General features: G+C 63.5%; 11 protein-coding genes. 10 read left to right on the plus strand and 1 reads right to left on the minus strand.

Annotated elements, in window-relative coordinates:
- Window positions 1-160: 160 nt before the first annotated feature.
- From NLX68_RS19510 to NLX68_RS19555, 10 genes are all read left to right on the plus strand, one after another.
- Window positions 161-328, plus strand: a complete 168-nt coding sequence (locus tag NLX68_RS19510) for a DUF6026 family protein (protein ID WP_166675757.1) — start codon at window positions 161-163, stop codon at window positions 326-328.
- Between the two features lie 109 nt (window positions 329-437).
- Complete coding sequence (locus NLX68_RS19515) at window positions 438-890, plus strand: DUF4440 domain-containing protein (protein WP_254285421.1); 453 nt, start codon at window positions 438-440, stop codon at window positions 888-890.
- 378 nt (window positions 891-1268) lie between these two features.
- Window positions 1269-2828 carry a glycogen synthase GlgA gene (gene glgA / locus NLX68_RS19520; protein WP_254285422.1) on the plus strand — a complete coding sequence of 520 codons (1560 nt, stop codon included), beginning with the start codon at window positions 1269-1271 and terminating at the stop codon, window positions 2826-2828.
- Between the two features lie 16 nt (window positions 2829-2844).
- Window positions 2845-4623 (plus strand): malto-oligosyltrehalose trehalohydrolase, encoded by a 1779-nt coding sequence (gene treZ, locus NLX68_RS19525; protein WP_254285423.1) that lies wholly within the window; start codon window positions 2845-2847, stop codon window positions 4621-4623.
- Window positions 4616-6688, plus strand: coding sequence for a 4-alpha-glucanotransferase (malQ, locus tag NLX68_RS19530; protein WP_254285424.1), 2073 nt, complete (start codon window positions 4616-4618; stop codon window positions 6686-6688). Before treZ ends, malQ begins: the two co-directional genes overlap by 8 nt.
- Entirely contained in the window at window positions 6685-9450 is a 2766-nt protein-coding gene (locus NLX68_RS19535) for a malto-oligosyltrehalose synthase (RefSeq protein WP_254285425.1), read from the plus strand. The genes malQ and NLX68_RS19535 overlap by 4 nt, the downstream gene beginning before the upstream one ends.
- An 18-nt stretch (window positions 9451-9468) precedes the next feature.
- Entirely contained in the window at window positions 9469-9720 is a 252-nt protein-coding gene (locus NLX68_RS19540) for a DUF2934 domain-containing protein (RefSeq protein WP_254285426.1), read from the plus strand.
- 119 nt (window positions 9721-9839) lie between these two features.
- Window positions 9840-12002: a glycogen debranching protein GlgX gene (gene glgX / locus NLX68_RS19545; protein WP_254285427.1), complete on the plus strand. Its 2163-nt coding sequence runs from the start codon at window positions 9840-9842 to the stop codon at window positions 12000-12002.
- A 64-nt stretch (window positions 12003-12066) separates the two neighbouring features.
- Window positions 12067-12861, plus strand: a complete 795-nt coding sequence (locus tag NLX68_RS19550) for an endonuclease/exonuclease/phosphatase family protein (protein WP_254285428.1) — start codon at window positions 12067-12069, stop codon at window positions 12859-12861.
- Window positions 12862-13171: 310 nt separating this feature from the next.
- Window positions 13172-14242, plus strand: a complete 1071-nt coding sequence (locus NLX68_RS19555; protein WP_254285429.1) for an autotransporter outer membrane beta-barrel domain-containing protein — start codon at window positions 13172-13174, stop codon at window positions 14240-14242.
- Between the two features lie 10 nt (window positions 14243-14252).
- Here the strand turns inward: NLX68_RS19555 and NLX68_RS19560 are convergent, their stop codons facing one another.
- The gene (locus NLX68_RS19560) at window positions 14253-19118 is read right to left on the minus strand and encodes a hypothetical protein (RefSeq protein WP_254285430.1); all 4866 of its coding nucleotides are present in this window, start codon (window positions 19116-19118) and stop codon (window positions 14253-14255) included.
- Window positions 19119-19184: the final 66 nt, after the last annotated feature.

Raw genomic sequence — 19184 nt, forward strand, 5'->3', positions numbered from 1 at the left:
GCCTTCAAGGTTAGTCCAGCCATCGCCCACTTGGTTCAGCGACGAACGGCAAGACACCCAGAAACAAAAAAGTTCCCATGACCGACAAAAGAATTCAGAATCGCCGCCGATCAAGCAGCTACGCTGTTAGAAAAACGATCCACCCTATGCGAGGTGTGCAATGGGAACCCTTCTGCCGAAAATGCCTGCCCAGACCCTCTACGTGACGGTTCACCGCGACGAGTTGCGTCGCCTCAAAGAAGAACGCGACCAGCTGCAACAACAAGTCGCCCGGCTCAACCTGCTGCTGCAGCAAGCGCAGGATGGCCAGGTGCCCGCTCGCGCCTGACGACCAGCGCGGCTTGCAGAGGAAGCCTTGTCCTCTGCCCTTGCTTGACGGCGCCTTTCTAGACTGCGCCGTCTGACGCCTGAGGCGTCTTCAATTCGCAAGGACCGCCATGAAATTACTGACGCTACTCGTGCCCCTGTTGGGGCTGTCCTCGGTGCCCGCCCAAGCCACCCCAGTCGCCTGCACTGCCACCAGCGAAGCACAGATCGTTGCGCAGTTCGAGCGCTGGAACCACAGCCTGCGCAGCGGCGACCCTCATCAGGTTGCAGCGCTGTACACCGGCGACGCCATCTTGCTGCCCACCCTGTCACAACGCCCGCGGCTGTCCACTGCCGAGCGCATTCATTACTTCGAGTACTTCCTGGGCAAGCAGCCCAGCAGCCGCCTGGACAGCCACCATGTCGAGCTCGGCTGCAACAGTGCCTCGCTCTCCGGTCTGTACACCTTCACCTTCGCCAGCAATGGTGAAAGCGTGGCAGCACGCTATACCTTCATCTATCGTTGGGATGGCCAGCAGTGGCTGATCAGCAGCCACCATTCCTCGCTATTGCCGCGCGGCTGAATTTGCGCCATGACCTGCGGTACAAGTGCTGCAGGTTTTCCCGCCAGCAAAAGTGACCAGCGGGTCACATATTTCACGATATCTCTCCTACACTCGATATTCGGCCAGACATCGCCCGGAAAACTCGACTGAAATTAGTCGAAACTTCTGGAATCGCGGTAGGTCAGGAACTAAGTAGGCCATCGATTCCGCTTCCACGGACGCGGCCCACCCATCCCATATCGTCACCACGCCGTCGGCAGGACGCCGGCTTGCGTAGCGCTTGTGCGCTTGGCTTCGGGGCATGGAATGCAAGGCAAGACCACTTATAGAGAGAAGTACCAGCAGAGAAACAACAACGGGCGCCCACGCTCGCACAACATAGGGACGGAGAGAAGTATGATCAGTGCCGCTGTCGAACCTCATGTAGAGCATTTCACCCCGGATACGCGTGAGTCGCTTGGAGCGGATTTCACGCCGACAGCCAAGGCACTGGGTGCTGACCCCAGACATTCATCGCACAAACGCAAAGTGTTGTTCGTTACCTCGGAAATCGCCGACCTGGTCAAGACTGGCGGCCTGGGCGATGTCTCGGCGGCGCTGCCACGGGCCATGCGCCACTTGCACGATGTGCGGGTGCTGATTCCCGGTTACCCGCAGGTGCTGGAGAGCGACAACCCGATCCACCTGGTCGGCGAGCTGGGCGGCCATGCGGCCTTGCCGCCGTGCAAGATCGGGCGCATGGACCTGGCCGATGGCCTGGTCATCTATGTGTTGATCTGCCCCGAGCTGTACCAGCGCGAAGGCACACCCTATGGTGCCAACAACGGTCGCGACTGGCCCGACAACCACATCCGCTTCGCCCGCCTGGGCCTGGCCGCCGCGGAAATCGCCGCCGGTGAAGGCATGGTCCACTGGAAGCCCGACCTGGTCCACGCCCACGACTGGCCAGCTGGCCTGGCCCCGGCCTATATGCACTGGCGCGGCCTGCAGACCCCGACCCTGTTCACCATTCACAACCTGGCCTACCAGGGCGTGGTCAGCCGCGCCTGCTGCCCGGAGCTGGCGATCCCCGACCATGCCCTGCAACAGGAAGGCATGGAGTTCTATGGCAAGCTGTCGTTCCTCAAGGCCGGCCTCGCCTACTCCAGCCACATCACCACGGTCAGCGCCACCTACGCCCGGGAAATCACCACGCCGTCATTTGGCTGCGGGCTGGATGGCTTTCTTGCCAGCAAGGCCCAGCAAGGCCTGCTCAGCGGCATCCCCAACGGCATTGACGAAAGCTGGGACTCGGCCAGCGATCCGCACCTGACCCACCCCTTCAGCCTCAACGACTGGCAAGGCAAAGCCGCCAACTCCCGGCAGGTCCGCGAACTGTTCGACCTTGAACCTTCGAGCGGGCCGCTGTTCGCCGTGGTTTCGCGCCTGGTGTACCAAAAGGGCCTGGACCTGACCCTGGGGGTGGCCGAATACATCGTGCGCCAAGGGGGCCAGATCGCGATCATCGGCCGTGGCGAACCGGAAGAAGAACAGGCCATGCGCGAACTTGCCCAGCGTCATCCCGGGCAGATTGGCGTGCGTATTGGCTTCAATGAAACCGATGCCCGACGCATGTTCGCCGGCAGCGACTTCCTCTTGATGCCATCACGCTACGAACCCTGCGGGCTGAGCCAGATGTACGCCCAGCGTTTCGGTTCACTGCCGGTGGCGCGGAATACCGGCGGCCTGGCCGACACCATCGAAAATGGCGTGACCGGCTTTCTGTTCGATGAGTCCACCGTCGACAGCTACCGCGAAGCCCTGGGCCGGGCGTTCTACGTGTACAGCAAAAAGAAGCTGCTCAACGCCATGCGTTGCCTGGCCATGACCCAACCCTTCAATTGGTGCCAGGCTGTCGAGCCTTATGCCCGTCTCTACGAGGAACTGGTCGAAAACGCCCGTGCAACCCCACGCTGAACGCGAGGTGGCAGGTATGCCCTTGAGGTCACAGGAGCACGCGACTCACGGGGCCGCGATGCTGGACAGCAACAGCGCCCGGTTTGCCCTCTGGGCTCCGGACGCGCAGCGGGTAGACGTCGAGTTCGCGTCAGGGCGGCGTGAGGTTTTGCCGGCCCAGGCTGACGGTTGGTTCATCGGCCGGCTCGCGTGTAGCGCCGGTAGCCGTTATCGCTATCGCATCGACGGCACGCTGAGCGTCGCCGACCCGGCGTCGCGCTACCAGCCCGAAGGCGTGCACGGCCCCAGCGTGCTGCTGGAGCCTGCCGCCTACCGCTGGCAGCACCCGGACTGGCACGGACGCCCCTGGCACGAAGCGGTCATCTACGAGCTGCACGTCGGCCTGTGCGGCGGTTATGCCGGAGTGCTCGAGCGCTTGCCGGCCCTGGCCGAACTGGGTATCACCGCGATCGAGCTGATGCCGATCGGGCAGTTTCCGGGCGAACGCAACTGGGGCTATGACGGCGTGCTGCCGTTTGCCCCGCAGCACAGTTATGGCACCCCGAAGCAACTGCGCGAATTGATTGACCAGGCCCACGGCCATGGCCTGATGGTCGTGCTCGATGTGGTCTACAACCATTTCGGCCCGGACGGCAATTATCTCGGCCAGTATGCCAGCGGATTTTTCCGCGAAGATCGCCAGACCCCCTGGGGCGCGGCGATCGATTTTCGCCGCCGCCAGGTGCGCGACTTCTTTATCGAAAACGCACTGATGTGGCTGCAGGATTACCGCGTCGACGGCCTGCGCCTGGACGCCGTGCACGCCATCGATGAGCCGGATTTTCTCGCCGAGCTGGCACGCCGGGTGCGCAATGACATCGCGCCCGGGCGTCAGGTGTGGCTGAGCCTTGAGAACGAACATAACCAGTCACACCTGCTCGAACAGGGCTTCGATGCGCAGTGGAACGACGATGGCCATAACGCCCTGCACGTGCTACTGACCGGTGAGCAGGAGGCGTACTACGCCGATTACAGCGAATCGACCATCGACAAACTGGCACGCTGCCTGAGCCAGGGCTTCGTCTTCCAGGGCCAGCCCGACCGCAACGGCCAGCCCCGCGGCGAGCCCAGCGGCCACTTGGCGCCTACCGCCTTTGTACTGTTCCTGCAGAACCACGACCAGATCGGCAATCGCGCATTCGGCGAGCGCCTCAACCAGCTGTGCCCGCTACCCGCCTTGCGGGCCGCCACCACCCTGTTGCTGCTGGCACCGATGATCCCGCTGCTGTTCATGGGCGATGAATGGGGCTGCGAGCAACCTTTCGTCTTTTTTACCGATCATCACGACGAACTCGCCGATGCCGTGCGCGCAGGCCGGCGGGCCGAGTTCGCCAGTTTTGCCGCCTTTGCCGACGCCACGACCCGGGCGCAGATTCCCGACCCCAACGCCGTCACCACCTTCAACGCCTCAAGGCCGCGCCCGCCCCAATCGCGCCAGCAACCCTGGCTACAGTTATACCGTGAACTGCTGGCCCTGCGCGCCCGGCACATCGTCCCGCACTTGCCTGGTATCCACGCCCTCGGTGCCCAGGTGCTGGGGCCGCAGGCCCTGAGTGTGCGCTGGCAGCTGAAAAGCGGCGGCGAGCTGCGTATCGACCTGAACCTTGGCCCGACCTCACAACGTGCCGACCTGCCCGATACCGCTGCGCGACTGTTCACCTGCAGCGAGGCTTGCGTCGGCACCACGCACCTGCCGCCCTACACCACCCTGGTCAGCCTGATGCCGACCACTCCAGCGGAGCCTGCCCATGACTGACCCTCGCTTGCAGCAACTGGCCGAGCTGGCGGGCCTGGCCGTGGACTGGATCGACGCCAACGGCCGCGCCCAGCGGGTCAGCGACCCGGCGCTGCAGCGGGTGCTGGCCGGGCTTGGTCATCCGGCCGATAGCGTCGAGGCGATCGAAGCCAGCATCCAGGCCCTGCTCAGTGCCCACGATGCCCGCCACCTGCCGCCGCTGTTGACCGTTGACCAACACCAGCCACTGGAGCTGGCAGGCTATTTCCCGGCGTCGATGCCGTGCCGGGTGCTGCTTGAGGATGGCAGCGAACAACAGCTGCAGCTGGATGACCAGGCCAGGCTTGCCGGCGGCTTGCCTATCGGCTATCACCAGGTGCAGATCGATCAGCAGCACTTCACCCTGGCCGTAGCGCCCGCACGCTGCTACAGCATTGCCGATGCCCTCGACACGCCAACGCCGCGCTGCTGGGGGCTGAGCGCCCAGTTGTACAGCCTGCGTCGCCCCAACGACGGCGGCTATGGCGACTGCCTGGCCCTCGAAGCCCTGGTACGCAGCGCCGCCGAACGTGGCGCCGATGCCCTGGCGATCAGCCCGCTGCACGCCATGTTCGCCAGCGACACCCAGCGCTACAGCCCTTACTCGCCGTCCAGCCGGCTGTTTCTCAACGCCCTGTATGCCAGCCCCGCAGCACTGCTGGGGGACCGCGCGGTGCGCATGGCCATTGAGGCTTGTCAGCTGCACGACCCGCTCGAGCAGCTGGAACTATTGCCGCTGATCGACTGGCCGCAGGCGGCATCGTTTCGCCAGCGACTGCTGCGCGCGCTGTATCGCGACTTCATTGCCGCTGAGCACCCGTTGTTCGCCGATTTCAGCAGCTATCGCCAGCACGCCGGGCCCGCACTGGAGCGCCACTGTCGCTTCGAGGTGCTGCTCGAACATGCGCTCAAACGCGAAATCGGCCAGGACTGGCGCGGCTGGCCCGCCGCCTGGCACGACCCGCATAGCCCGCAGGTGAGCGCCTTCGCCCGCCAGCACAGTGAGGAGGTGGAATTTCACGCCTTCTGCCAATGGCTGATCGAACGCAGCCTGCAGCGCGCCCAGGATGCGGCGCGCAGCAACGGCATGAGCATCGGCCTGATCGCCGACCTGGCGGTGGGGGCCGACGGCGCCGGCAGCCAGGCCTGGAGCCGCCAGGACGAGCTGCTGGCCGGCCTCAACGTCGGTGCCCCGCCCGACATCCTCAATCGCGCCGGGCAGAACTGGGGCATCTGCGCCTTCTCGCCCGAAGGCCTGCGGCGCAACGGCTACCGCGCCTTTATCGAAATGCTGCGAGCCAACTTCGCGCATGCCGGGGGCCTGCGCATCGATCATGTCATGGGCCTGCAACGCCTGTGGCTGATCCCGCAAGGCGCAAGCCCGGCCGAGGGTGCCTACCTGCACTACCCGCTCGATGACCTGCTGCGCCTGCTCAGCCTTGAGTCAGTGCGACACCAGGCAATCGTGCTGGGCGAAGACCTCGGCACCGTCCCGGAAGGGCTGCGCGAGAAACTCGCCGCACGGGCGATCCTCGGCATGCGCGTGCTGCTGTTCGAACAGGACCCGCCCGGCCACTTCAAGCCCATCCTCGACTGGCCCGACAGCGCCCTGGCGACCACCAGCACCCATGACTTGCCGACGCTGGCCGGCTGGCTAGAGGCCCGCGATATTGACTGGAACCAGCGCCTGGCCCTGATCGACGGCATCACCGAACGCCACTGGCGCGAAACCCGCCAGCACGAGCGTCAGGGCCTGCGACGCATCCTCGAACAGAACTACGGCCAGCCCCTGGCAGACAGCGACGCCCTGATCGATGCCAGCATGCGCTACCTCGGCCATACCCACGCGCCGCTGGTGCTGGTACCGCTGGAAGACCTGCTGGGCATCGATGAACAACCCAACCTGCCGGGCACCACCAACAGCCACCCGAACTGGCGCCGGCGCTTTGCCCTGCCGGCCACTGCCCTGCTCGACGACGAGGACGCGGCGCGGCGCCTGGAGCTGCTGGCGCAGGCCCGCGAACAAGCCTGGGAGCGTGACCGATGAAAGCCCTGAGCGCCACCCTGCGTCTGCAGTTTCATGCCGACTTCAGCCTCGACGACGCCGCCGCGCTGGTGCCCTACTTCGCCCGCTTAGGGGTCAGCCACCTGTATGCCTCGCCGTTGCTGCGCGCCCGCCCCGGCTCGCGCCATGGTTACGATGTGGTCGACCCCGGCCAGGTCAGCCCGCAGCTCGGCGGCGAAGCGGCGCTGGTGCGGCTGGTGGCGGCGCTGCGCTTGCACGGCATGGGCCTGATCCTCGACATGGTGTCCAACCACATGGCGGTCGGCAGCGACAATCCCTGGTGGCAGGACCTGCTGGCCTGGGGCCGGCGCAGCCGCTATGCCGAATTCTTCGACATCCAGTGGCACTCGCCCGACCCGCTGCTCGAAGGCCAGTTGTTGCTGCCGTTTCTGGCCAGTGACTACGGTGCGATGCTGCAAGGCGGCGAAATCCCTCTGCAGTTCGATGCCGCTACTGGCCAGTTTCATATCCAGCATCACCACCACCGCTTTCCGATCTGCCCGGCCGACTACGGGGTGATTCTCGCCAACGGTGGCGCCGCCCTGCAGGCGCTGGGCACTCGCTTGGCGAGCCTACGCACGGCTGCCGATGCGCCGGTGCGCGCCCGGCCGCTGCTGGCCGAGCTGGCCGCGCTGTCCAGGCAGCAGCCCCTGGACGCTCTGCTCAGTGCATTCGACAGCCGCACGCCAGAAGGTTTGCAGCGCCTGCACGCGCTGCTCGAGCGCCAGCCCTATCGCCTGGCCAGCTGGCGCACCGCCGGCGACGACATCAACTGGCGGCGTTTCTTCGATGTCAACGAACTGGGCGGTTTGCGCGTGGAGCGCGCAGCGGTGTTCGAAGCGACCCACAGCAAGGTGTTCGAGCTGATCGGCCGCGGGCTGGTCGATGGATTGCGCATCGACCACATTGACGGCCTGGCCGACCCGCGAGGCTACTGCCGCAAGCTGCGCCGCCGGGTCGACGGGCTGCTGGCCCAGCGCCCAGTTGAGGCGGCACTGGAGCATTTTCCGATCTATGTCGAGAAGATCCTCGGCGCCGGCGAGCAATTGCACCGCGATTGGCACGTCGACGGCAGCACCGGCTATGAGTTCATGAACCAGGTCTCGCTGCTGCAGCATGACCCGGACGGCGAAGGTGAACTGGCCGCGCTGTGGAGCGCACTCAGCGAACGCCCGGATTTTACCGAGGAAGTGCGCCTGGCCCGCCAGCAGATCCTCAATGGCAGCCTGGCCGGCGATTTCGAGTCGGTGGCCCAGGCATTGTTGCAGGTGGCCCGCGACGACCTGATGAGCCGCGACCTGACCTTCGGCGCCATTCGCCGCACCGTGCAGGCCCTGATCGAGCACTACCCGGTGTACCGCACCTACATCAATGCCTGCGGGCGCCCTAGCGAAGACGAAGCGTTTTTCCAGCAGGCCCTGCGTGGCGCCCGCCAGTGCCTGAGCGAAGCCGACTGGCCGGTGCTCGATTACCTGCAGCGCTGGCTCGGTGGCGAACCCTGGCGCCAGTTGCCGCCAGGCCGGCCACGCAAGCACCGCCGTCATGCCTGCGTGCGCTTCCAGCAACTGACGTCACCCACCGCCGCCAAGGCCGTGGAAGACACCGTGTTTTACCGTTCGGCACTGCTGCTGTCGCGCAACGATGTCGGCTTTGATGCCGAGCGCTTCAGCGCCCCGATCGAGGACTTCCATCAGCACTGCAGCGAGCGCCTGGAACAGTTCCCGGACAACCTGCTCACCACCGCCACCCATGACCATAAACGCGGCGAAGACACCCGCGCGCGCCTGGCGGTGCTGAGCGAGCGCAGCAGCTGGTTTGCCAGCCGGGTCGAACACTGGCGCGAACTTGCCAGCCCCTTGCGTTGCACCCTGGCCGACGGTGAGGCGCCTGGCGCCGGTGATGAACTGCTGTTGTATCAGACCCTGCTCGGCAGCTGGCCGCTGGAGCTCGACGAAAATGACCCGTTGGCCCTGGAGGCCTATGCCGAGCGCCTGCGCCAATGGCAGCGCAAAGCCCTGCGCGAAGCCAAGCTGCGCAGCAGCTGGAGCGCACCGAACGAGGCCTACGAGCAGGCCTGCCTGGACTTTATCGATACCCTGCTGCTGGAGCGCGCCAGTCAGCAGTTGCGCCATTCCCTGGCCGAGGCGGCGCAAGCGATCGCCTGCCCGGGGGCCCTCAACAGTTTGGCCCAATGCCTGCTGCGCATGACCGCGCCAGGGGTGCCCGACCTGTACCAGGGCAACGAATTCTGGGACTTGAGCCTGGTCGACCCGGACAACCGCCGGCCGGTGGATTTTGCCCGCCGCCGTCAGGCGCTGGGGGACGGCACCACAACGGCGCAGCTGCTGCAGGACTGGCGCAGCGGTCGGGTCAAACAGGCGCTGATCAACCAGGTGCTGGAGTGGCGTCAACAGTACCCCCAGTTGTTCCTGCGCGGTCAGTACCTGCCCGTTGAAGTGCGCGGCAGGCACGCCGAGCGGGTCCTGGCGTTTGCCCGGGTGAGCGCCGACGAGCACGCCATTGTTGTCGTGCCGCGCCTGGCCTGGGGCTTGCTTGCACAGTCGCCAATCCCCCTGATCCCGGCACAGAACTGGGACGATACCCGGCTGATCCTGCCGTTTGCCTTGTCGCCTGCCAATTGCTCGGGACTGTTTGCCACAGGTGCAGTCACCGCCTCACAGGAGCTGTGGCTGAGCACTGCACTCAAGGAGTTTCCGGTCAATCTGTTCATTGAACATCATTAAGCCCTCAGGAGCGTCGAGATGAGTGTCGAAGAAAAACGTATCCGTGAATTCGCCTATCAGATCTGGGAATCGGAAGGCAGGCCCGAAGGCCAGGAGCAGCGCCATTGGGACATGGCGCGCAAGCTCGCCGAAGCCGAAGCGCTGGCGCCCAAGGTGACGCCGCGCAAACCCGCCAAGGCGCCGCCGGCCAGCACCAGCAAGGCCAAGCCGGCCGGCGCTACGGCGGCGCCGAAGAAGCCCAGGGCAGCCAAGAAGCCGCCGGTGGCATAAGCCGTTGAAAGCATCGCTGGCAAGCCAGCTCCCACAGGGGCTGCTTGCACCGAATCCTGTGGGAGCCGGCTTGCCGGCGATGGGTTGCAGAGCAGCCCCAGTCTCATCAAGGAGCACACATGACCACCCGCAAAGCCAAGCCCGCCGCCGAAGTTCACCCCGAACCCTCGCGCATCCGTGAAGGCCTGCCCTTCCCCCTGGGCGCCACCTGGGATGGGCTGGGGGTCAACTTCGCGCTGTTCTCGGCCAATGCCACCAAGGTCGAGCTGTGCCTGTTCGATGCCAGCGGCGAGGTCGAGCTCGAGCGCATCGAGCTGCCGCAATACACCGACGAGATCTTCCACGGCTACCTGCCCGACGCCCACCCCGGGCAAATCTACGGCTACCGGGTGCACGGCCCCTACGCCCCGGAAAACGGCCACCGCTTCAACTCCAACAAACTGCTGATCGACCCCTATGCCAAGCAGCTGGTCGGCAGCCTGAAGTGGTCCGAAGCCCTGTTCGGCTACACCATCGGCCACCCCGATGGCGACCTCAGTTTCGATCAACGCGACAGCGCGCCGTTCGTGCCCAAGTGCAAGGTCATCGACCCGGCCTACACCTGGGGCCGCGACCAGCGCGTAGGCGTTCCCTGGGAGCGGACGATCCTTTACGAAGCCCACGTACGTGGCATCAGCATGCGCCACCCGGCAGTCCCCGAGGCCAACCGCGGCACCTTTGCCGGGCTGATGTGCGACGAACTGCTCGGCCATATCAAACAGCTGGGGGTGTCGTCGATCGAATTGCTGCCGATTCACGCCTTCGTCAACGACCAGCACCTGCTGCAAAAGGGCCTGAACAATTATTGGGGCTACAACAGCATTGCCTTCTTTGCCCCGCACCCGCGTTACCTGGCCAACGGCAAGATCGCCGAATTCAAGGAGATGGTCGCGCACCTGCATGACGCCGGCCTGGAGGTGATCCTCGACGTGGTCTACAACCACACGGCCGAGGGCAATGAGCTGGGCCCGACCCTGTCGATGCGCGGCATCGACAATGCCTCCTACTACCGCCTGATGCCCGACGACAAGCGCTTCTACGTCAATGACTCCGGCACCGGCAACACCCTCGACCTCAGCCACCCCTGCGTGCTGCAGCTGGTGACCGATTCGCTGCGCTACTGGGCCGGGGAGATGCACGTGGACGGCTTTCGCTTCGACCTGGCGACCATCCTCGGGCGTTATCACCAGGGCTTTGACGAGCGCCACAGCTTTCTTGTCGCCTGCCGTCAGGACCCGTTGCTCAGCCAGGTGAAACTGATTGCCGAGCCCTGGGATTGCGGCCCTGGCGGTTACCAGGTGGGCAACTTCGCTCCCGGCTGGGCGGAATGGAATGACCGCTTTCGCGATACCGTGCGCGCCTTCTGGAAAGGCGACGAAGGCCAGTTGGCCGACTTTGCCGCGCGCATGACCGCCTCCGGCGAGCTGTTCAACCGCCGCGGACGCAGGCCCTATGCGTCGATCAACTTCATCACCGCCCACGACGGTTTCACCCTGCGCGACCTGGTGTCGTACAACGACAAGCACAATGAGGACAACGACGAAGACAACCAGGATGGCAGCAACAACAACCTGTCCTGGAACCACGGTGTCGAGGGCCCCACCGACGACCCCGAAATCAAGGCCCTGCGCCTGCGCCAGATGCGCAACTTGTTCGCCACCCTGCTGTTGGCCCAGGGTACGCCGATGATCGTTGCCGGTGACGAATTCAGCCGCACCCAGCACGGCAACAACAACGCCTATTGCCAGGACAGTGAGATCGGCTGGGTCAACTGGGAACTGGACGACGACGGCGCCGCGCTGCTCAAGTTCGTCAAGCGCCTGACCACGTTGCGCCTGGCTTACCCGGTGCTGCGCCGTTCGCGTTTTCTGGTCGGCGACTACAATGAGGCGATCGGGGTCAAGGATGTCACGTGGCTGGCGCCGGACGCCAGCGAGATGAGCGTCGAGCAATGGCAGGACGCCCACGGGCGCTGCCTGGGCATGCTCATGGATGGCCGCGCCCAGGTCAGTGGCATCCTGCGCCCGGGGGCCGACGCCACCTTGCTGCTGATCGTCAACGCTCATCACGACACGGTGGCCTTCACCCTGCCCGACGTGCCGGAGGGCGAATACTGGAACTGCCTGATCGACACCGACCGGCCGCACCTGCGCAAAGGCGAGCAGCATGCCTTTGCCAGCGAGTTTCAGGTCAGCGGTCGCTCGCTGGTGTTGCTCGAGCTGTACCGTGACGACGATGCGTGACTGCCGGGGAACTGGACGTACCCCGGCAAGTCCGATGCTATAGATGGGTCGAACAGGAGTCACCGTGAGCGCTGAATCGGACACCCGCCACACAGCCACCGCCCGCCAGGCTGCAGCGGTCAAACGCCTGCGGGTGCTGACCGTCAACACCCACAAGGGTTTTACCGCCTTTAACCGCCGCTTCATCCTCCCCGAACTGCGCGAAGCGGTGCGCAGTACCCGCGCCGACATTGTGTTTCTTCAGGAAGTGCTCGGTTCCCACGACCGGCACGCCGCACGCTACGCCAGTTGGCCGCCGACTTCGCAGTACGAATTTCTGGCCGACAGTATGTGGAGCGATTTCGCCTACGGTCGCAACGCCGTGTACCCGGACGGCCATCACGGCAATGCGCTGTTGTCCAAGTACCCGATCATCGAGCACCGTAATCTCGACGTGTCGATTACCGGCCCCGAGCGCCGCGGTTTGCTCCATTGCGTGCTGGATGTACCCGGGCAGAGCGAGGTGCATGCCATTTGCGTGCACCTGTCGTTGCTCGAAAGCCATCGGCAAAAACAGCTGCAGTTGCTGCGCCGGCTGCTCGATTCGCTGCCGGCCGATGCCCCGGTGATCATCGCCGGCGACTTTAACGATTGGCAACTGCGTGGCAATCGCACCCTCAACCTGCACCGCGACCTGCACGAAGCCTTCGAGCGCCATCATGGCCTGCTCGCCCGCACATACCCCGCTCGCCTGCCGCTGTTGCGCCTGGACCGCATCTACCTGCGCAACGCCAATAGCCATGCCCCGCAAATCCTCGGCAACAAGCCCTGGAGCCACCTCTCCGATCATCTGCCATTGGCGGTGGAAGTGCAGCTTTAGCAATCATTCGGCATAGCCGCGACGCTGGAAAGAGCAGTTGCGGCTATCGAATGTGAATTTTTGTTTTATTTCAGTAGATTGCAATCTCTAATAGCTTGATAACGGTTATTTCACGCTTTCTTGACGCCCGCCCGCTCCTCTCCTTAGCTAGAAGTAATGCAGCAATTGCAGATTCCATCCCGAGCCTCTAGCGCGCGCTTTTCAGCGCGCGGCAGGGACCGGTTTGCTGGTTTGGGTCGCCCTCTGGTTTTGCCTTACAGCCCGTGACATCAGGCCAGAACCCTGGCTATAAAAACAGAGGATATCCGCTATGAAAAAAACTCCGAATCCTACGGGCTTTGAGTATGTTTTCTATGCGGTTTCCACGTCGCTGCTACTGGCAACCCCGTTGGAAACCCATGCATTGGGCCTGGAGGATAACGACCTGTTCAGCAACCTGGTGCAGGCTCAGCCTGTACTCTCGCTCAACCCGGTCAGCGCCAGCGGCCTGGGCCTGAGCACCCTCGGCGCGTTTTCCGAGCGCCTGGCCGAGCGCAACACCCCAGCCGCGACCGACCCTATCGCCAGCCAGTGGGCGCAGTTTTTCCCGACCCCGGTCCGCACCCCGAGCCCGGAAGTCGACCACCTCGGCACATCGAACCAGAGCCTGCAGATCAGCCCGGACCTGTTCATTCGTGAAACCAGTGGCGGCAATACTCACCGTGCCGGTTTCTTCGTCGGCCACAGCAACCTGCAAAGCGGTTTTGACGGCCTGCGCAAACCCCAGGTCGGCAACAAGGAAAGCGTCCTCAACCTCGACGGACAAAGCCTGGGTGTGTACTGGAGCATGACCCACGATCAGGGCTGGCACCTGGATGCCGTGGCCATGGGCACGCGCTTCGATATCAATGGCCGCAGCGAAACCGGCCAGCGCCTGGATGGCAACGGCCATGCCCTGACCCTGTCGGTCGAAGGTGGCTACCCCATCAGCCTGGGTAACAACTGGACCCTCGAGCCGCAAGCACAGTTGATCAACCAGCAGTACTTTCCGGGCAGCCAGACCCAGACCGACACCCAGGAGGCGTTCGACCAGCAACCGAACTGGACCGGCCGGGTCGGTGCCAAGTTGTCTGCGCATTACAACGTACGCGGCATGCCAATCGAACCCTTCGTGCGCACCAACGTCTGGTATGACTTCTCCAACGCCGACACCCTGAGCCTGGACAAGGTCGACAAGATCAGCAGCGGACGCAATTCCGCCACGGTCGAATTGGGCTTGGGCCTGGTGGCGCGGGTAACGCCAAAGGTGGCGCTGTTTGTCAGTGCCGATTACAGCAGCAATATCGATGACAATGATCTGAACGGGCTGATCGGCAACCTGGGGGTCAGGGTGCGCTGGTAAAGGCGCGCTATTACCAGCGCGTGCGACTGTACAGCGCCGGTGCCGCACTCAGGTCCTTGACCGTCAGGCCCTGATTCAGCGGCACCGCCTGCATGGCCGCCGGGTCTATTACCGCGACGCGAAAATGTGGCAGCGACTCAGGCACAGCAGGCCAATAAGCACTGAGCAAGCGTCTTTGGGAAAAGTAGTGTTTAAGTACCGAGCTGTAACCCGACAAGGAATCGGCCGAGATCAGGCCGATGTTGGGGTCATAGAAGTGGTATACCGAGCGCCCTTGTTCCTGACGCACGGCCATCAGCATGGAATGGTTGGGGGCATCGATCTGCAGATAGGCGTTGTATCGCTCATCCGCCAGGCGCTTGATGACTGCCTCCAGCTCAAGGTTGCCTGGCAGGGCCCTCACTGCTGCCCCACCGCTACCGTGCAGCACCCCAAGCGCTTTGCTGAACAGAACCGCTTCGCTGCTCTGGGCATCCGCCGCCACCAGATACATCCTGTCCATCAGCGCGTCTTCGCTGCCCCCTTCCAGCGCTACAGCCATGGTGCGTGCCAATGGCAGACAGCGGCCGTTGTCCGGGCGGGTCACCAGGATTTGCGGCGCCGGCCGGTAACTCCTCGCCCCATGCAGACGCAGCTTTCTGCTATGAACCCCGGCACGGGCGAAGGCCTGCTGCCAGCGCTGCTCAAGCTCCAAGCGATTGATCCTGCCTGCCAGTGCGCCAAGTTGATGAGGTGTGAGGTTCGAATCGGGACGTATGAACAGCCGTTTCAAATGCACCAGATCACGCCGGGCGCGCAGCTCCACACCGGGGACGGTAAGCATTCCGTAATCCCGCAGCCCCTGTTGAAACGCCGTCTTCTTGTTGCTGAGGTTTTGCCAGTTCTTGCACAGCTTGGCGTAACGTTGCTCCACCTCCTTTGCCGGCATGAGCTCGTGACGGGCAAAATTCCCTCCCCCGTGCAGCTCTTCTGTTCGTACCCATTCACGCCCCGACTCGACTTTGTAGAAATCCGGAGCCGTCAACAAGACGGACCGTTCCTGATACGCAGTGGCTGCCGTGCTGCGTGCCAACCGCGCCGACGTCCTGGCACTGGGTAGATCGACGAAATCCTGGTATTTCATCAGCCGGTTGCCGCCAGCCTGTTGAAAGCGGGCCGCCCAGACCGGCTCGGGGACAACCATCGGCTCCAGGCCCAGGCGGGTGCGCCGGGCAGCCATCAGGTCGAAAGCCATGTGACCGTGCTCCGGGTGACGACCTACCAACAGGAAATGGCTGCTACTGGCCTTGTTGACCTTGTCCCAGCTGTGCACCACCCTGACCTTGATATCGAAGAAGCCGTGCTTTGCCATGTAGGCTCTGACTGTTCGCAAAAGCGGGCCTGGGCGTTGCTTACCGGTGGCTAGCAAGCGCGAGACTTTCGGATACTTGCGCAAATCGGCGAGGAAGCCCTGCTCAAGCAATGTTTGCGACTCACTGAGGCTGGCTGCTTGTGCACTGCGCAGCTCCTCGGCCCTGAACTCGGGCGCAGCGTGCTCGACAACAATCCGTACGTCGCGGCCGTCCGCCAGCCTGCCCGCCTGTCGCTCGAACCTCAGCCACCGAGCATCAGCCAGGTTCAGCTCATGCCAGCCTTTGACCGATTCACCCAAGGTGAGCGCACTGTTATCGAGGCTGATGACCTTACCCTCGCCCAGGCTCAAACCCGCCTGCAGCACCTTGTTGCTGTCCTTTGCCAATACCACTACGCGGTAACCGGCTGGCAGGCGCTTGATGTCATCCAGGCAATAAAGCTGTTGACCACTCCCCTCCAGAAACCCCTCGACAGCATCGGCCCCGGGCAGGCTCACCAGCCGTTGCAGCGTCTGCGCATCAATCACCCCAGCGCGTTGCTGCAGATGCAGAACGCCTTCCAGCGGGCCGGCAGCGTCACTGATGGCAGCCGGCACCAAATTCAGTTGCGCCAGCATCAGCGTACGCTGGCGCGGCGACAGGCTGATCAACAGGTCCAGCGACTTGCTGTAGCCTTCGGTTAGCGAAGATGAACGAATCAGCGCAACCAGGTTGCGCACGTCGGCGGCCACGTGCGCCGCTGCCGACGCCGCGCGAGCCACAGGCCTGGCCAGGACCGCCAGATCGCCAACGCCGACGAAAACCAACGTCATCTTGCCCAGGGCAATATCCGCCTGGGCCTGGCGATAGACATCGCCCCGATCAGCAACGTCCAGCATCCGCTCATCGAAATACAGAGTGCCCGCCGCCAGTGCCACGTCCATCGAGGCAAGTGCCATCGGCATCGCCAAGCCTTCGAATGGCACCATTATCGCCATCGAGACCAAGGTCGTGCCGAACTGCATCAGGCGTTCTGCAGCCTGCGTCCAGCGTTGCTGATTCTCTTCCTGGGCAGTGAAGACCGCGCTATTGAGGTTGCTTTTGATCATCGCCAGATCAGCCGCAAGCAACTGTGGCATGACCTCACCACCGCCAAAGGTCAACTGCGGTTGATAAAACGTCACATCGGTCAGCCTGAGCGAGCGCTTGGCGATAATGGCGGTGCGCTCGATCACGCCGTTGTCAAAATCCGACAGATGCGAGCGGATGAACCGCTCCAGGGCAACCGAGGTATCGTCGGCCACCCACGGATATACACTGCCAGTGGTCAGTGAAACCAGAAAGCCGCCAGCGTTGTCTCTCACCGCCAGTAGATTGGGTACTACCTTGTCCGTGACCTTTACCACCTCGGCAACCAGATCACCCGAAACCCAACGATCAAGAACATGGCGCAAGGGGCCATTGGTGGTGGCCAGCAGTCGTGTCATTACGCCATTGAAACGGTGATGGGCAAAGCTCTGGTATTGCTGCTTGAACGCGTCATCACTCGCCAACTGGACAAAGTCCTCCATCACCGCGGCCTGCACGCGAGTACGCAGTTGAGCATCGAGGACCCGTGGCAGCAGCGGCGCGGGTAGCCCAGGTGAGGCTGACGGCAATTGATCGACGTAGTTTACGAGGTTGCGTTGATGCTCACCCAAGGCTACCTGACGGACGCTGAACACTTCCTTGCGTGAATGACTGGCGCTGCCCAGGAAAGTCACCGGCGTTTTCGGCTGAAAGGACAGCGTCTGGTTCAGCAGCGCCAGGTTGATGGACCGCGGATCCATACCTGCTGCCTGCGCATCCTGTTGCAAACAGCGGATGATGGTCTCGTCGATATGCTGCGCCTGGCCAAGGACCAGCCCCGTGGTTTGGGAAGCGTCCAGCGCGGGACCCGCCACCGTGCCAGCGTCTTTCGGCTGCGGCGGCTTCAAGCCCTGCAGTTGTCGGTAGCGCTCGCTGATGGTGAACGCCTCCTTGAGCGCCTCGCGCTGCAACTTTCCGGCCTTAAGCCGTAGCACGAATTTTACCGGGACCAACCCCAACAGGTCAGGAACCGCTTGCTTGGCATAGGCGGGCGCTGCTGCGGCGCGCTTGCGTAGCCGCGTGGCCTGACGCTCCAATTGCTGATTGTGCTTTTGCAAGCGCTGGATATCCGCTAGCAATTGGGCCTGAGACGTTGAGGTGGGGGCTTCGCGTGCTTGTCGCCTTTTGCCTTGCGCCTCAACCAGCGGCACCTGCCAAGGCTCCGAACGCCAGGGCAGTTGGACCGCAGGTTGAGGATATCCCTTTGCTACGGGGAATAATCCTGCTGGGAAATGCACGACTGCCGAATCCTTGGCTTGAGTGACGACACGCTCGCTGCCATCCTGCTCGCGAACAACCTGGGTAAGCTGCTTCAAATTCAAAGGGGGCTTGCCGGCATAGTATTTTTCACCCGGTATAAAGCCTGGCACACCCAGCCCTACCAGTAACTCAAGCCCTGCCCCCAAGAGCGTCGGCTTCAGGCTCTGGTCGGGTCTGGACTGTTCCTTTTCGCGGGTATCGCGCAACCAGTCCCAGGGATTGATGCGCTCCAGCAGCTCATTGCCCGTCATGTTCGGGGCGCGCTGTGCGAACTGGCTCCTGAGGTTGTCGACAACGACTTCAAGGTCCAGATCGGCCAGCTTCCCGTCAAGTGCCTGCAGCAGGATGTGCAACTGAGCATCGTCGAGCCCGGGCAGCTTCCTGGCGAGCGTCAACACCAGCGCCTCGCGGGTGTCCCGCTGTGACTGGTTACCCAATTGCACCGCTGCCACCATCGGCAACCCCAGATACCAGGCGCCAAGCACCACCGGCAAGCCAAAGGCACCGAACACCCCGAAACTGGCGGGGATTGCAGCCAGGACGCTAGCGCGCATCACCAGGCTTGCCGGGTTGAGCGGCGCGCCTTGCGGGTTCACCTCCTCAACCGCGGGGTGCGCCTGCGCCCAGATCCGTGCCATCAGCGGATCCGCTATCAGTACCCGCTCGGCCAATTCATTGCGCAGCTCTGCTACTTGCTGATCAGTGATCAACTGCGGATCACAGTCGTTGACCATGGCTACCACCACCTTGAAGAAAGCATCGCCCTCAAGGTCGAGTGAACGGTATTCACCGCGGCTTACTGCACCGATACGCGTAGGCTCCAGCCTGATCCTGGCAGCCTGCTCCAGCTGCACAGCGTCCAGTTGTCCAGGTTCCAGGAGGCAAGCCGGGTCGGCACTGTCGACCCCGTACAGCACCTGGCCATCCACGCCCTCGAGCACCAGGGTGTTGCGTTCGAGCACACCACTGGCCACCAGTAGCCCCGGTAGCAGGGTCATGGCAATGTTTTCTTCAACCGCGGCCGTGCGCAGGGCCTGGGCAACACGTTGCAGGTTCGTGCCGGGCAGATTCGCAACCGCCGCCGGCCGTTGTTCGCTGACAAGGTACTCGGTCGGTGTGTACTGACGGTTGAGTGGTGGGCTGGAGACCAAGGGCATGGCTGCGCTTCCATGAAAAACTGGAAGCGCAGTAGACACCGATACCCGGCCCCGGGCTTGTACAGA

This window comes from Pseudomonas sp. SBB6, assembly GCF_024213215.1.
GTDB lineage: Bacteria > Pseudomonadota > Gammaproteobacteria > Pseudomonadales > Pseudomonadaceae > Aquipseudomonas > Aquipseudomonas donghuensis.